13 protein-coding genes and 1 pseudogene are annotated in these 14112 nt (G+C 55.3%); 5 read left to right on the top strand and 9 right to left on the bottom strand.

All coding sequences use genetic code 11. The features are described from left to right. Positions 1-6 precede the first annotated feature (6 nt). Both DW082_RS09255 and DW082_RS09250 read right to left on the bottom strand, forming a co-directional pair. Positions 7-1251, bottom strand: a complete 1245-nt coding sequence (locus DW082_RS09255; RefSeq protein WP_228385770.1) for an efflux RND transporter periplasmic adaptor subunit — start codon at positions 1249-1251, stop codon at positions 7-9. A gap of 86 nt (positions 1252-1337) precedes the next feature. Beyond that, on the bottom strand, positions 1338-1775 hold the full coding sequence (locus tag DW082_RS09250) for a hypothetical protein (RefSeq protein ID WP_118458327.1): 438 nt from the start codon (positions 1773-1775) through the stop codon (positions 1338-1340). Between the two features lie 128 nt (positions 1776-1903). Between DW082_RS09250 and DW082_RS09245 the strand changes: the two genes are divergently transcribed. Then, positions 1904-2221 carry a multidrug efflux SMR transporter gene (locus tag DW082_RS09245; protein WP_055203806.1) on the top strand — a complete coding sequence of 106 codons (318 nt, stop codon included), beginning with the start codon at positions 1904-1906 and terminating at the stop codon, positions 2219-2221. Positions 2222-2230: 9 nt separating this feature from the next. Here the strand turns inward: DW082_RS09245 and DW082_RS09240 are convergent, their stop codons facing one another. The 3 genes and pseudogenes from DW082_RS09240 to DW082_RS09230 form a co-directional block, all read right to left on the bottom strand. Continuing rightward, positions 2231-3412: a metallophosphoesterase gene (locus DW082_RS09240; protein ID WP_228385769.1), complete on the bottom strand. Its 1182-nt coding sequence runs from the start codon at positions 3410-3412 to the stop codon at positions 2231-2233. A 36-nt stretch (positions 3413-3448) separates the two neighbouring features. Then, positions 3449-4282, bottom strand: coding sequence for a phosphodiester glycosidase family protein (locus DW082_RS09235; RefSeq protein ID WP_118458324.1), 834 nt, complete (start codon positions 4280-4282; stop codon positions 3449-3451). 30 nt (positions 4283-4312) lie between these two features. Beyond that, a pseudogene (locus DW082_RS09230) lies at positions 4313-5928 on the bottom strand (ABC-F family ATP-binding cassette domain-containing protein). Positions 5929-6094: 166 nt separating this feature from the next. On the opposite strand from DW082_RS09230, the gene DW082_RS09225 reads away from it, so the two are divergent. From DW082_RS09225 to DW082_RS09215, 3 genes are all read left to right on the top strand, one after another. After that, complete coding sequence (locus tag DW082_RS09225) at positions 6095-8752, top strand: hypothetical protein (protein WP_118458322.1); 2658 nt, start codon at positions 6095-6097, stop codon at positions 8750-8752. Between the two features lie 283 nt (positions 8753-9035). Beyond that, on the top strand, positions 9036-9872 hold the full coding sequence (locus tag DW082_RS09220) for a 6-bladed beta-propeller (RefSeq protein ID WP_118458320.1): 837 nt from the start codon (positions 9036-9038) through the stop codon (positions 9870-9872). Between the two features lie 32 nt (positions 9873-9904). Next, positions 9905-10249, top strand: coding sequence for a hypothetical protein (locus DW082_RS09215; protein WP_147386998.1), 345 nt, complete (start codon positions 9905-9907; stop codon positions 10247-10249). A 126-nt stretch (positions 10250-10375) separates the two neighbouring features. On the opposite strand, the gene DW082_RS09210 is transcribed toward DW082_RS09215, so the two are convergent. Together DW082_RS09210 and DW082_RS09205 are read right to left on the bottom strand one after the other, a co-directional pair. Next, positions 10376-11005, bottom strand: coding sequence for a DUF1080 domain-containing protein (locus tag DW082_RS09210; protein WP_172970759.1), 630 nt, complete (start codon positions 11003-11005; stop codon positions 10376-10378). A gap of 37 nt (positions 11006-11042) precedes the next feature. Further along, a complete protein-coding gene (locus tag DW082_RS09205; RefSeq protein ID WP_101570905.1) occupies positions 11043-11786 on the bottom strand; it encodes an acyl-[acyl-carrier-protein] thioesterase in 744 nt (247 codons plus the stop codon). 202 nt (positions 11787-11988) lie between these two features. Here DW082_RS09205 and DW082_RS09200 point away from each other — a divergent pair, with 202 nt between their 5' ends. Further along, on the top strand, positions 11989-12309 hold the full coding sequence (locus DW082_RS09200) for a hypothetical protein (RefSeq protein WP_055203789.1): 321 nt from the start codon (positions 11989-11991) through the stop codon (positions 12307-12309). Positions 12310-12377: 68 nt separating this feature from the next. On the opposite strand, the gene DW082_RS09195 is transcribed toward DW082_RS09200, so the two are convergent. Both DW082_RS09195 and DW082_RS09190 read right to left on the bottom strand, forming a co-directional pair. Continuing rightward, the gene (locus DW082_RS09195) at positions 12378-13553 is read right to left on the bottom strand and encodes a Xaa-Pro peptidase family protein (protein ID WP_118458316.1); all 1176 of its coding nucleotides are present in this window, start codon (positions 13551-13553) and stop codon (positions 12378-12380) included. A 12-nt stretch (positions 13554-13565) separates the two neighbouring features. Further along, a complete protein-coding gene (locus DW082_RS09190; protein ID WP_055203785.1) occupies positions 13566-14102 on the bottom strand; it encodes a ferredoxin domain-containing protein in 537 nt (178 codons plus the stop codon). Between the last annotated feature and the right edge of the window lie 10 nt (positions 14103-14112).

The raw sequence follows: 14112 nt of genomic DNA, 5'->3' as shown, positions 1-14112 counted from the left end.
GGCGATTTAGTGGGAGTGCGAATGGCCTTCGGGGATCGCCCCGGAGAACGAAGCCATTTTTACCTGCGCGACGCCTTTGCTGACGACCGTCTCGCCGGCTTTCAGACCCGACAACACACGTACGTTCCTGCCGTCGTCCGCGCCGAGCTTCACTTCCCGTTTGGCATACCCCTCGTCGTCGAGTTGCACGAATACGAAGTGAACACCCTGATCCTCCGTTACGGCGCTCAGCGGCACGGTCAGCACGTCGCGCTGCGGCGACGATATCAGATAAATCTCGACGAACGATCCCGGGATCACGTCCCCGCCGTTATCGAATTCGAAAATAACCGGAATGAAAACCGAACTGCCGTCGGAACTCTTACCGACCGACAATAGCCGCCCGTTCATTTCGGAGAGCGAGTAGACTTTGTCGTCGTACGGCGTACGGAAATTCGCGCCCGACACCGAACGCAGATCGTTCAGGTACCGTTGCGACACTTCGGCGCGCAGTACGAGCCGTTTGTTCTGCGAAACGGTGGCCAGCGTCTGTCCCACTTCGACGAAGGCCCCTTCGCTCACGGCGACATTCTTAATAAAACCGCCGATCGGGGCCGTAACCCGTGTTCCCCGGACGGAAGTTTTGCCTGCAACCGCATCGTAGGCGGTTTTGGCATTTTCGTAAGCGAGCCGGCTCTGTTCGTAATCCGACTGTGAAATGATCTTGTCTTTCACGAGGTTTTCGGCGCGTTCGAAAGCCGCTTTGGCCTGCTCGTACGTTGAGCGGGTGCGGGCCACGTAATCCCCTTCGGCCATCTCTTTGGACGAAATCGTAAACAGCGTTTCCCCGCGGCCGACCGGCGTACCGTCGGCGATCTTCTTATTGGTGAACGACACGACGCCGCCGACCGGCGCTACGACCGAAGCCTCGTCGCCTTGCGCTGCCATGATCCGACCGCTGGTAGGAATCACTTCATTGAACGTAACGGGTTGCACTTCGAACAGTTCGAAATCGGTCTGCGCAGCCTGCGCTTTCGTAAAGACGATTTCACCGGCATGGGTATCCCCTCCGGCTCCGTGATCGTGTCCCGCGCGCCCGGCCTCCTCGGCCTCGTGATCGTGCCCTTCGGCTTCATGGTCATGGCCGTCGTGATCGCCGTGTTCCGCTTCGGACGTATGTCCGTCCCCGGACGCTCCGGCGCTCGAAGGCCGGTTCCCGCAACCCGTCATCAGGGCTACGGACAGTATGCTTGCTAACAATATTTTATTCATTGCATGGATTTTTTGTTTGAATCATGTGAACACGCTCCCTCGTTTGCAAACGAAAGAGTCGTCTTTCCGCCGTGCGGAAACAAAAACTATGCAATGAAAACGGGAGGAGCCCGCAGCAGCGGCAATGCCGCCGCATCCGGCCGGGCAGCCGGTTCGGCAAACGGTGCGAAAGAGACCGTCGCCATCGCATAAACGCGGGCGTCGAACGTAAAAACGGAATCGAAGAAAAGCGTGACGGGAAAATGATAACCGCCCGTAGGATCGTCCTGTTGATCGACCGCCTGTACGAGCTGGCTGCCGCCCCGTCCGTACATCACGAACAGATACCGCAGATCGCAGTCCGTGTCCGATCCGCCGTGATCGTCGTTCCCTCCGCAGCAGGGAACGTGCCCGAAACATTCGACGCACCGTTCCGGAGCGACGAAACTGATCCGGTCGCCGTGATGGTGATGCGGCAACGCCGACAACGCCAGCAACAGCGTTCCCGTGAGCAGTACGAATATGGCGGATATGCGTTTTTTCATTTCTGGTCGGTTATCCCGTCGATCCGTCTAAAAAGATTACGGACAAAAATACAATTTTTTTTCGACAATTTCATAACGGCCGGAAATTTCGCTACCTTCGGCGCGTCAATTATTGAAGCGAACGAATTATGGCTTGGTTTTATTTGATCCTCGGGGGACTTTTCGAAATGGGATGGGCAGTGGGGCTGAAACTGTCGCAGAGTATGCCGGTCAAGATATGGGGTATCCTGATCGCCATTTTTTCAATGGCGCTGAGCATGTTCCTGCTTTACGTCGCCCAGCGGACGATCGCCATCGGCACCGCCTACGTCGTCTGGACGGGTATCGGCGCGGTCGGAACGCTGTTGATGGGAATTTTCTTTTTCGGCGACTCGGCCGGATTCTGGCGGCTGTTCTCCGCGGCGCTGATCGTCCTCGGGGTGATCGGCATGAAACTATCCTCCTAATTCCTGCTTTTATTCGGATTTCAGCGTAATCACCGTAATCGACGGATAAGTGCCTATCCGCATCGGATACATCACGTATCCCATTCCGTCGTTGACGAAAAGGTATTTCCCGTCCTCTTCGTACAGACCGCTCCATCGATCGTACATCCATTCGGCAGGCGACCACGCCCATCCGCCGAGCCGGATTTTGAGCTGCATCGCATGTACATGCCCCGACAGGGTCAGATCGGCCCGTCCGGTAGCCAGCGCTTCGTCCCACACTTCCGGAGTATGGGCGATCAACAGGTTGAACAGGCTGTCGGGCACTCCCCGGTAGGCTGCGTCGAAATCGCAGCGTGCGAAATCGACGTTCTGCCGTCCGTTCAGTTTTTTCCCGATCGGGAAATTCACCCCCGTCACCGAGATGCTGTCGCTGCCGCGCCGGACGTACCGAGACTCGTTATCCAACAGATTCCATCCCATCGCCCGCTGCCGGACGGCCAATTCGTCGAAACTCTGCCGCGGAGTCAGGTCGCTGTCCCGGCTCAGGTAGATCCCCAGATCGTGATTGCCATACACCGAATAGACCCCGTCTTTCGCACGGATTCCGGACAATACGGACATCACCGAATCGGTCAGCTCGCGGGCATCTATATTGACCAGGTCGCCCGCATTGACAACCAGATCGGGATGCTGTTCGTTGATCTTCCGCACCATTCGCCGGATAAAGCGGCGATTCCCGGGTTCGTTGCCGGCGTGCAGGTCGGTAAACAGTACTATCTTATAACCGTCGAAAGCGGCCGGAATCTTATCCGAACGGACGATCAGGTCTTCCTCCACGATCCGCGACCGGCCGGCTGTCGCACCCCATATCATCACGAGCAGGGTCAGCGCACCAGCCGCCAGACCGATCCTCGAAAACAACCGCACCTTTTTTCTTCGTACCCAACCGGCCGGATAATCCAGCAGCGAAACCAACATGTAGACCGACTTCGGCCCGACGCTCATAAAGAACAGGCAGATCACCCACAGGATAACGTGCATGTAACTTTCCGCCCCCGCCTCGGAGCAGCAGCGGTAAAAAAGCAGCGCGGCGACGATCCCCGCATCGAGCAACAGGAAGTGCGCCAGATAGAGTCTCCGCAGCCACCGCTTGTCCGGTAACCGCCGACGAATCCGGCGCAGGATCAGCAGATCCAGCGTCACGGACACAACAGACAGTATAACAATCAAGTACAGTATCATTCCTTATTTACGTTTCACGACGATCGCATTGCAGACGGGACGTTCCGAGCGAAAAAAGAGCATCCGGTCGGAAGGAGCGTTGACGATCCCCTGCCCCTTCGTCCACAAGGTCGAAGATCCTCCCCCGTCGAGGTTTATCGCATCCGCCGCTCCCATCAGGCGGGCCGCATAAGCCAATTCGCACAGGGCCATCCCCGCCGCGCGGCTCTGCCGTCCGTCCACGACCATCAGCAGGACGGTTCCGTCGGCTTTCGTCCCGACGCAGGATCGCGGATGGCGGGGAGCCGTCGAATCCCACGGAATCAACGACCGGCCGCCGCGCAGCAGCATCGGGCCGGTTACCATCACATCGGGATACCGATCCCGATGCGGAGCGTCCGCCTGCTCCATCGCCAGACTCCAATCGATCAACCGCAGTACTCCCGCAGTATCGACCGCCACGGCGACGCCGGTTTCGGCCCCTATCTGGGCGGGCCGATATCCTCCTGTTTTTATGAAACCCATGGCTACGGCCTGTTTCGTACGGGTTTTAAAAAAGCCCCCGTTGATCGCCGCTACCCCGCCGGACTGCTTCCCGATCCGGGAAGTCTTCGTACGAAGCGAATCCTGAATCACGGCCAAACGGTATTTTTCCGGGGCGATCTCGATGCACGAAATCTGCTGATCGGAATCGAAAAGGCGGATCGACAACTTACGGACAGTCATCCCGTCCGCATCGTAAACCGTCCGCCACGAAGCATTTGCCAAAGCCGCGGAATCGGCCGGACTCTGCGCGGAAACGCCGCCCGAAAAGCAGAGCAGTAACAGCACGATCCGTATAAGCGATTTCAATCTCATAATAAACAATTTTCGAACGGCGCAAGTCCGCTATTTCGTATACAGGCGGTTCAGATTTTCCTGCACCCGCTCGTCGAACAGGTAGTCGTCGTACTCCATGTACTTGTCGATCATTCCGTTCGGCGTGATCTCGATGATCCGGTTAGCCACCGTATTGATGAACTCGTGGTCGTGCGAAGTCATCAGCACGACGCCCTTGAAGGCGACCAACGCATTGTTGAACGCCTGGATCGATTCCAGGTCGAGGTGGTTGGTCGGCGAGTCGAGCAACAGCGTATTGGCCTGGCGGATCATCATCCGGGCGATCATGCACCGCATTTTCTCCCCTCCGGACAGCACGTTGACCTGCTTGTAAATCTCGTCGCCGCTGAACAGCATCTTGCCCAGATACCCGCGCAGGTACAATTCGCTGGTATCCTGCGAAAACTGGGCCAACCAGTCCACGATGGTCAGCTGATTGTCGAAAAACGGCGCATTGTTCAACGGCAAATAGGCCGGATTGATCGTTACGCCCCACTCGACCATACCGCTGTCGGGCTTGTCGTCGCCGGCGACGATCTCGAACAGCGCGGTAATCGCGCGCGGCTCGCGCGACAGGAACGCCACCTTGTCTCCCTTTTCGATCGTGAACGATACGTTTCGGAACAACGTCTCGCCGCCGACCGTCTTGCTGAGGCCGTCGACCGCCAGAATTTTGGTTCCCGGCTCGCGCTCGGGCTGGAAAATGATCCCCGGATATTTGCGCATCGAAGGCTTGATCTCCTCGATATTGAGTTTTTCGAGCATTTTTTTGCGGCTGGTCGTCTGCTTCGATTTGGCCACGTTGGCGCTGAACCGCTGGATAAATTCCTGCAACTCCTTTTTCTTCTCCTCGGCCTTTTTGTTCTGGTTGGCCTGCTGACGGGCGGCCAACTGACTCGATTCGTACCAGAAACTGTAATTTCCGGAGAACAGGTTGATGTCGCTGTAATCGATATCGACGATGTGCGTACTGACCGAATCGAGGAAATGGCGGTCGTGCGAAACGACCAACACCGTATTCTCATAATTCGCCAAGTAGTTTTCGAGCCACATGATCGTGTTGACGTCCAGGTCGTTCGTCGGCTCGTCGAGCAGCAGGTTGTCCGGCTTGCCGAACAGGGCCTGCGCCAACAGCACGCGCACCTTCTCTTTGGCGTTCAGCGTCCCATCAGTTCGTAATGCAGATTTTCCTTGATCCCCAGCCCGCTCAACAGGTTGGCAGCGTCGCTTTCGGCGTTCCAGCCGTCCATCTCGGCGAATTTCTCCTCCAGTTCGCCGACTTTGATTCCGTCCTCTTCCGAGAAATCGGGTTTCGCATATAGGGCATTTTTCTCCTGCATCAGCGACCACAGCGGCTGGTGTCCCATCAGCACGGTATCCAGCACCGTACACTCGTCGAATTCGAAGTGATCCTGCTTCAGCACCGACAGCCGTTCGTGCGGCCCGAATGCGACCGACCCGCGCGTCGGCGTCACATCGCCGCTGAGCACTTTCAGAAAAGTCGATTTGCCGGCGCCGTTCGCACCGATCACCCCATAGCAGTTTCCGGGTGTGAATTTCAGGTTGATATCTTTGAAAAGAACTCGTTTCCCGTATTGTACTTCCAAGTTTGAAACCGTAATCATGCGTCTGTTCCGTTTTATTTTACGCCCCAAAGGTACGATTTACCGGGCGTTATTCCAACCCGGAAAACGATCCCGAGGCACTTATTCAAAACTTTCCGCAGGAAATCCGTTAAAAGAAAATTTATTTTATTAATTTTAACGAGGCTAAAATCCTAACTTACCTACCATGAAAAAATTTTCACTTTTTTGCAGCGCCGCGCTGCTGCTACTGCTTTCGACGACCGTCTCGGCGCAGCGGCCCGACGCCCGGACGTCGGTCTCCGACCTGTACGGCTTAAAAATCGAATCGGGCGACTCGCTGGTATTCTGCCGGACGATCCCGTTCCTGGCCGCCCCCGTTTCCAAACGGGAAAATACCGTCCGGGTCCGCAACGGCGCCGACGAAACCATCCCGGTGGGATCGCCGGCTCGCACGTTGTATCTGCTCGGCATGATCAACGACGGCTGGGACAGCGGGCTGGCTCACTGGGGCGAGCATTTCGAACTGCGAGAAACCCGCGAAGACCAGGTGCAGATCGGCACTTCCATCGGCGAAATCGAGATCCGCTACGCCGACGGCTCCTCCGACCGTATCCCGATGATCGTCGGCAGTACGATCTGGTTTTTCAACCAATGGAAAAATCCGTCGCACAACGCAGGACGGGTGATCCGCGAACCGTTCGCCTCGCGCCCCGAATACATGCAGGTGCTGCGCGATGCGCTGCAAGTGCGCGAAACCGGCGAATACATGGAAGCCGGCGACAGTTACCGCGCCTATTACCTGCCGGTTACGCCGCGCGAACTGCCGATCGAATCGATCGTCGTTCACAACAACACCGAAAAACGGGGGGAGATCCTGATTTCGGGAATCACGCTGCAACTGCCCCGGGGCGCGAAACCGACCGAACGGCTGACCGCATTCGGTAAACGTACCGTTATGAAAGGCGACCTGCAACCCGCTTTCGCGACCGACGACATTCCCGACTTCGGACCGAAACTCGAAGCCCTGTCGGACATCCTTTATACCAGTCTCGACGACCTGCCGAAAAAGGTCGAACGAATCGACTTCCCGCAGGGATTCAAGGGAACGGGCATCCGCTTCCTTTCCGATTCGGTCGAAGGGGACATGCTGTCGAACATCTGGGTGGCTAACCTGACCAACATCGACGAAAAATTCGACCCGGCGACCGGATGCTTTTATGAAACAGGAGTCGGATCGCCGTTCTACGGCGGCTACCAGGGAATCGGAACCTGGGAGCCGATCGGCATCTACCGCGAGCCCTACTCCCGTACCTCGGATCACTACGTGCGGCAGGCGCTGCGCTGCATCGACAACCCGCAACGGCTTACCAGCTACGTGGACTACTGCGACAAATGGCTCTATTTCTACCGGGCCGACCGCGATCCGCAGAACGGACCGGACAACGGGCCGATCGACGTCTCCAAATATCCGAAAGACGCGCCCCCGCACTGGGCGTTCGTGATGAACGGCCCCGCCGCAATCCCTTACGAGATCAACGAAATTCCGGGAGACGAAGAGATGGAAGGACACTCCTCGACGATCGTCAGCCGCTGGTTCGCCTGGAAGCAGCTCGGTAAGCCGACCGGAGAGTGGCTCACCGAAACGCGCGACAGCGTCTACCGCAAAAGCCGTTGGCAATCGACCAAAGACGCCACCGACTTTATCTGCTGGCTGCTCGACTATACCGGCCGCGACGTTGTGTACAGCGAGGGCGAATTCACCGGATGGGCGGCGAAATTCAGCAAGATCAGCCAGATCCCGAAAAACATGGATACCGAAACCGACCCGCGGAAAATCCGGGATAATTACGCCAACTGCGATATGTACGAAGTGTACGCCAGCTATACGTCGATGACGGCGCTGCTGTGCTCGGCCGAAATGGCCGAAGCGATGGGCGACACGGCGCTGGCAGAAAAATACAGGGCCTATGCGGAGCGCATCCGCGGCGGAATGCTGCGAATGCTGGCCGTCGGGCCGGATCACGACCGGATGTGGCGCGTAGCCCGCAACTCCGTGCTGCCGAGCCTGCAGGACTGCCTAGTACAGGCCTGGTTCTCGCTCTATCGCGAAGGGCTCGACCCGCAGCGGATGGACGAAGACCTAACGCCGATCACGCGTCACACGCTCAGACGCCAACTGAACCAACGCTACGGCGATACCCCGGTGCTCGGCATGGGATACGGTATCGGGTGGTTGACCCACTCGGCGCTGGTGCTCGACCAAATGGACAATGCCGGACGGCTGCTGGTCAGCATCGCCCGCTACACGTACGACAAAAACATGAATTACGCAGACAGCACGCGCGGGATCGACTGGCGAAAATGGATGTGGATCATCCCCGAAGGGGCGAACATCATGCCCGACGGCCGTTGGTACCGCATCTGCGACCTGAGCAACGGAGCCAATCAGGGACCGGCCATGAACGCGCTGGAAATCTGTGCCGGCGTGGACGACTCGCGCGACGACCGGGTACGGCTGCTGCCGCGTATCCCCGACCCGCTGAACGGACTGGAAGTAACCGGAGCCCGCGTGATGACCCGCAGCGGCGACCGACTGGAGAGCGCCACGATCGACTACGCCTACCGGCGCGGCCAACGTTTCACGCTGCGGTGCGACAAACCGGTGCCGGCGCTGGACATCCGCTTCGGCCCCTATACCGGGCAGGCTGAGGCCGACCGGATCGCCGAAGCGGTACGCGCAAAAGGCGGGGCCGACGTGCGGGTCGAACGCTCGGGCAGCTTTCACGGGCAGCCGGCCTACTGGGTCTGGATCGAAAATATAACCGGAACACAAAATTACGAAGTCGAAACGCCGGGTTTGTAATTCAGATTTTCCACTACAATGCCGGCGCTCATGATGGGCACCGGTATTTTTTCAATACGATAATCGCGCAGGACTGTCAGTTATCCGTCAAAAAACATTTGATATAAGCAATAAACATAATACTTTATAATTAATTAGGACAGCGGATAATAATTGGGAAAATCATCCTACACGGACATGCAAAGATCCGGTAACGATTGTAAACGAAAGAGAAGCAGAACTTATGCGCAGCACAGGACAAACGCTTTTGCGAAAAACAATCTTTTTAGATTAAAAATCGTTTATGACAAAAAAATTATTCGGAATTACATTTCTGATATTCCTTTTTGGGGGTTGTTCGAATATCTCAAAAGAGGGAATCAAAGAAGATGGCCGCCCCGTCTCTGAAATGAAAATCTATCGAGATTCGTTTCGAACTATCGACGTGAAGGAAATTGACGGGAGTTCAGCATTTAACGTAGAAGAAATTTTCGACTCCGTTTCATTTATAAGACTCAGTAGCGATACAGAAGCGACGATAGGAGCAATTGATCAGATTATCTTTCTGGACAGCGTATTGATATTACGGGACGGATACACCTCCAAATCGGTAAAGATGTTCTCCAAATCGGGACAGTTCGTACGCTCTATCGGGAGTCACGGAAGAGGGCCGGGCGAATACATAGAACCGACGTTTATGGAACTTTACGGTAATAAGATAGCCATATACGATCAATTTATGCGTCGCATACAGTTTTATAATCTCGAGGGAAAGTTTCTCAAATCGGTCAAATTTCCTTTTTATAGCATGAAGTTCCATATTTTCAACGACAATCAATATCTTTTCAACTCGATAAGCTGCGATAACGACGAATTTAGATCGATCTTCAACTATTCTGTTTTCGAGACCGATTCTACCGGAACATTTACTTCCCACGGATTTTACAGAAAAAAGAATACCTATCAAAGCCTGGTGAACAGACACCATTTTTTCCCGAAAAACAATATCGTTTATTACCGCCCGGTCTACAACGATACGATTTATTCGATTCACGAGAACGGAAGTATCCGGGTCGAGTTCACCGTGAATTTCGGAGATCGTACCGTACCGGAAAAATACCGGAACGGAAAAGAGATTTGAGAAAAGCGCAGGACGGTACCAAATTTCTATTCATGAACGGCGATTTTTACCTGACAAAAGATTATCTTCACTTCAGTTATTCCAGAGCGCATCGTAAATTCGATTGTATTTATTCCCTTTCGACGGGAAAATTGATATCCTTCGGTAAAAGATACGGTTTTTTTCCGCTGTTTTTTGCCAATATAATCGGGTCGACCGAAGACGCATTTATCGGGTATATGTTTCCGATCATGGTTACCAATGACGTGGCGGGCTGGAAAAATCTTCCTTACGATTCACTCGTAAAACAATTCGGCCGAGCAAGAACGGATTTGGGCTTATCCATGCAGAAAGAAGACAATCCGATTATTACATTCTTTTATCCGAAACAATTCTAATCCGTAAAATGAAGCGAGAATTTAACTCCCGATTCCCCTACCGGATAAACGAAAAGTTCCCCGGGTCGTACGACCCGGGGAACTTTTCGTCCCGGCAATTTTTACAATCCGGCAGCGGTTTTCCGCCTATTCGAGCGGCGTAAGTTCCACACGGCGGAATTCGATGGGGCCGCCTTCGCTCTGCAAGCCGATATAGCCCTTGTTATTCGACACGCCGGTAATCCGGTTCTGCAACTCGCCGTTGATATAAACCGTCACCGTACTATCGTCGCAGATCACCTCGGCGCTGTTCCACTCCCCGACCGGCTTTTCGTTCGATGCGTTCATTTTGGTCACGATCATCAGCGTCGAATCGGCCCGGTATTCGGCGCAATCGGCTCCGCCCGAATTGATCAGGTCGCCGGCGCGGCCGTTCCACAACTGGCACTCGTAGCAATCGGGCCAGATACCGTCCTGCTGGATGTTGACGAAAATCCCGCTGTTGGTCGCGCTGTCGGGCCAGCGCCACTGGGCGTTCAGCTTATAATTCGAATAAGCCTTGTCGGTACGTACGTATCCGAACGGTCCGGACAGGGCGATCACGCTGTCGCGAACGACGAATTCCTGCTGCGGATTCAACGTCGAATCCTGCATGTAAAGTACCCATCCGGTCAGATCCGTTCCGTTGAAGAGCCGGACGGAATCCGCCTTTTTCTCCGTGCAGGAGAACAATGCAAGCGCAGCGGCGACTGCGACAAACGAGCCTGTTTTTTTCATTTTCATTCATATTTCAGCTTTGCACGCAAAGCCGGGGTTATCGATTTTTATTCCACTGAAAAACTGCCTTGCAGGCCGTCGTGCCCTCCGGCATCAAACGCACTTCGAAACGGTCGCCGCACTCGCCCTCTTCGTAATAAACCTGCACTTGCTGACCGTAACGCGTCTCATGTATAAAATTGATGTCCAGTCGCTTCATCTGTCCTTCGGTCAAACGCTCCAGCGGCAACGTATCGATCATCCACTGGATATACTTCATCGTATTGGTATGCTGATTGAAGTCGACGTCGCTGTACCGCACCCGGCGGTCGTCGGCCAATTGTCCATCCACCCGCGCGATTTTCAGCGGTTTGCCGACGGGACACGGTTCGGAAATCAGCGCCCGGTTGTAATCCACGTTTTCGCGCAGATCGAGCGGCAGACGGCTCTGCATGTCGATCATCGCCCAACAGGTCGACGCCGCGGCGATCCGGCGATCGTCGGCATCGTGCACCACAAAATTACGCGTAGTCATCAGCCGGCTGATCTCGCCTACCCACGTCCCGATCGTATAGCGCTCGTACTCTTCCGGAAAGCGGTACACTTCGACCGCCATGCGCGAAAGCACCCAGGTCATATTCTTCCGCTGCAGTTCCCTGACCCCGAACCCGATCTGATCGGCGTCTTCACCGGCGGCGTGCAGAATACAATCGCCCAGCGTAAAAATCGTGGCTTTTTTGGTCAGATCCACCTCTCGCGGCTGCACCTGATAGGAATATCGCGGATACGGGAATTCATTCATCGCACATCGGATCGTTTATCGGATTCATGGATTTTTCCCGACGAAGATACGAATTTGAAGGCGTTTCCAAAAATTTTTACGTATTTTTGTGGAGACGGATACTACCGCCGGATAAAAGCCCGTTTGTTTTGTTGGATATCCCGAATAGGGCTGTCCTGCTGAATAAGGACGATTGATTTTAATTTTTTAAAACCGAAGAAAGATGAAGAAAAAAGTGTTATTCATGGTTTCGCTGTTTGCCGTAGCCCTGTTCACGGTAGCGTTGGCGCAGGCCCCGCAGAGCGAAAAAGCGACCAAAGCGAAAACCGAATGCTGCCAGAAAGCCAAATGCGCAAAGACCTGCGATGTAAAATGCGAGAACGCTTGCGGTGAAAATTGTGAGAAAGCCTGCGGATGTGCAGAAGGCGTCTGCAAAGAAGGATGTCAGGAAAATTGCAAAAAAGAGTGCTGCAAGAAGGAAGCCTGCAAAGAAGGAAACAAAGCTTGCTGCCACAGTAAAAAAGCTTGTCCGGCCAGAAAATAACGAGTTTTTGTTACCGATAAAAAAGGGATGTCTTCTCCGACACCCCTTTTTTTATCGGTCTTCTCCGGCTATTGCAGCGGCACGATCGCCTCTTCGCAATGGGTCAGTTTCTCGACGCCGTTATCGGTTACCAGAAAACTGTTTTCGATGCCGACGGCTCCGACCGACGGAATGACGAACTTCGGTTCGAGCGCGAAAACCATACCCGGAACCAGCGCTTCCTTCGACCGCGGCGCGAGTACGGGCGCTTCGTTGATCTCGATTCCGATCCCATGGCCGATAAATCCGGCCTGCTGGCGGTGTCCCATAAAATAATCGGACAGCCCTGCGTCGGCGGCGATCCGCACGGCCAGGTTGTAAAGATCGGCCGCCGGAACTCCCGGCGCCGCCGTCTGCTCGATCCGCCGTTGAATCTCCAACGCAGTGTCATGCGCTCTATAAGCCCGATCGGTCAGCTTTCCGACCGAAAAAACACGGGTCATGTCGGTCATATAACCGGTGAAATTCCCGCCCATGTCGACCATCACGCTGGTTCCGTCGGTCAACGGAGTACCGTTTCCGCCGACCGGAAGCGAGGCGTCCAGACCGGCCCCGCCGAGCGCGAAATCGTACGGCGACGGCGCATCGGCATTGTCCCCGGCCAGCAGACTCCCCATGAAGATCTCCATGCTCTGCCCGAAAATCCGGAAAATACCGAGCGACCCGAGCCGGCGGCTTTCGCGCTCGATCTCGATCGACAGTTCGGTGTCGGTCATACCGGGACGGTAAAGCGACGGAATCCGCTCGTAAAGCCGGGCATGTAGCACGCCCGAACGCATGATCCGGCCGATCTCGTAAATGGTCTTGATGCTCCGCACCCCGCGCAGCAACTGCGTTCCGTTGCAAACGACGCGAGGATCGAAGATCTTTTCGTAGCGCCGATACTCGTTGTAGGAAATGGAATCGGTTTCGAGGAACAGCTTCGCGGGCATCGGGATTCCCCTCTGCTGCAAATGGCCGGCGATCTCCTCCGGTTTGCGGATATAGATCACGTTACCGCCTTTCAGCCCGACCGGGCGGCGGACGAAAAAAAGCGGATCGCCCTCGGGACGCACATAGGCCGCCCCGCTGAAAATTCTTCCCGATACGTAAAACAGGTTCACATTGGTCGTTATCAGGATCGCGTCGCCCCCTTCCCGTGCCAACGCCTGCTGCAAAGCGTTCCAACGCTTGCGCAGTTCCTGAATCATCTGTTCGTTATACATATAAAGCGATTATTAGCGTGTCGATGGTCTGTCGAAAAACGGATTTTTGGAAGATGCGCTGAGCGGAATGGCGTAGACTGCGTGGCAGTCGGTCAGCAGGCCGATCCGCCGTGCGGCGAATCCTACCGAGAACATCACCCGGCTGTCGACCCGCAGATCGGCGGCCTTGGCCGTCATCGAACCGATCGCGATCCCCAGGTCGGTCATATTGATCGCACAAGGGACGTCCGGATGCTCGTTTTTCGCAACGCAAGTCGGGTAACCGCAATAGCCGCAGTTCAGCGACATCACCGAACTGCGGGAGCCGACCAGAATCACGGCGTCGGCCTGTCGGATGTTCTCCGCATCGCGCAGAAAAAATTTCATCCCGGTCGCGGCCGATGCGTCGCGAACGGCCCCGGCCAGTTCGGCGATCGTTTCCCCGGTAACCGTTACGATCTCGATAATATCGATCCCCTTGCCTTTAGGGGCCGTCCGCCCGGCGATCATGATCTGCCTGGCGATCGCCGCCATCTCTTCGCGGCGGCACTCCCTTTCGTCGATAACCATACTTTTATTG

It is taken from the genome of Alistipes sp. AF48-12 (assembly GCF_003477565.1).
Classification (GTDB): domain Bacteria; phylum Bacteroidota; class Bacteroidia; order Bacteroidales; family Rikenellaceae; genus Alistipes_A; species Alistipes_A hominis.
Note: the sequence above shows the minus strand (reverse complement) of the source record. Positions and strands in the feature narration are given on the sequence as shown.

Bases quoted from the DNA above. Each gene is read 5' to 3' on its own strand.
- DW082_RS09255 (WP_228385770.1), bottom strand. From the start codon at position 1,251: ATGAATAAAATATTGTTAGCAAGCATACTGTCCGTAGCCCTGATGACG.
- DW082_RS09250 (WP_118458327.1), bottom strand. From the start codon at position 1,775: ATGAAAAAACGCATATCCGCCATATTCGTACTGCTCACGGGAACGCTG.
- DW082_RS09245 (WP_055203806.1), top strand. From the start codon at position 1,904: ATGGCTTGGTTTTATTTGATCCTCGGGGGACTTTTCGAAATGGGATGG.
- DW082_RS09235 (WP_118458324.1), bottom strand. From the start codon at position 4,282: ATGAGATTGAAATCGCTTATACGGATCGTGCTGTTACTGCTCTGCTTT.
- DW082_RS09225 (WP_118458322.1), top strand. From the start codon at position 6,095: ATGAAAAAATTTTCACTTTTTTGCAGCGCCGCGCTGCTGCTACTGCTT.
- DW082_RS09220 (WP_118458320.1), top strand. From the start codon at position 9,036: ATGACAAAAAAATTATTCGGAATTACATTTCTGATATTCCTTTTTGGG.
- DW082_RS09215 (WP_147386998.1), top strand. From the start codon at position 9,905: ATGAACGGCGATTTTTACCTGACAAAAGATTATCTTCACTTCAGTTAT.
- DW082_RS09210 (WP_172970759.1), bottom strand. From the start codon at position 11,005: ATGAAAAAAACAGGCTCGTTTGTCGCAGTCGCCGCTGCGCTTGCATTG.
- DW082_RS09205 (WP_101570905.1), bottom strand. From the start codon at position 11,786: ATGAATGAATTCCCGTATCCGCGATATTCCTATCAGGTGCAGCCGCGA.
- DW082_RS09200 (WP_055203789.1), top strand. From the start codon at position 11,989: ATGAAGAAAAAAGTGTTATTCATGGTTTCGCTGTTTGCCGTAGCCCTG.
- DW082_RS09195 (WP_118458316.1), bottom strand. From the start codon at position 13,553: ATGTATAACGAACAGATGATTCAGGAACTGCGCAAGCGTTGGAACGCT.
- DW082_RS09190 (WP_055203785.1), bottom strand. From the start codon at position 14,102: ATGGTTATCGACGAAAGGGAGTGCCGCCGCGAAGAGATGGCGGCGATC.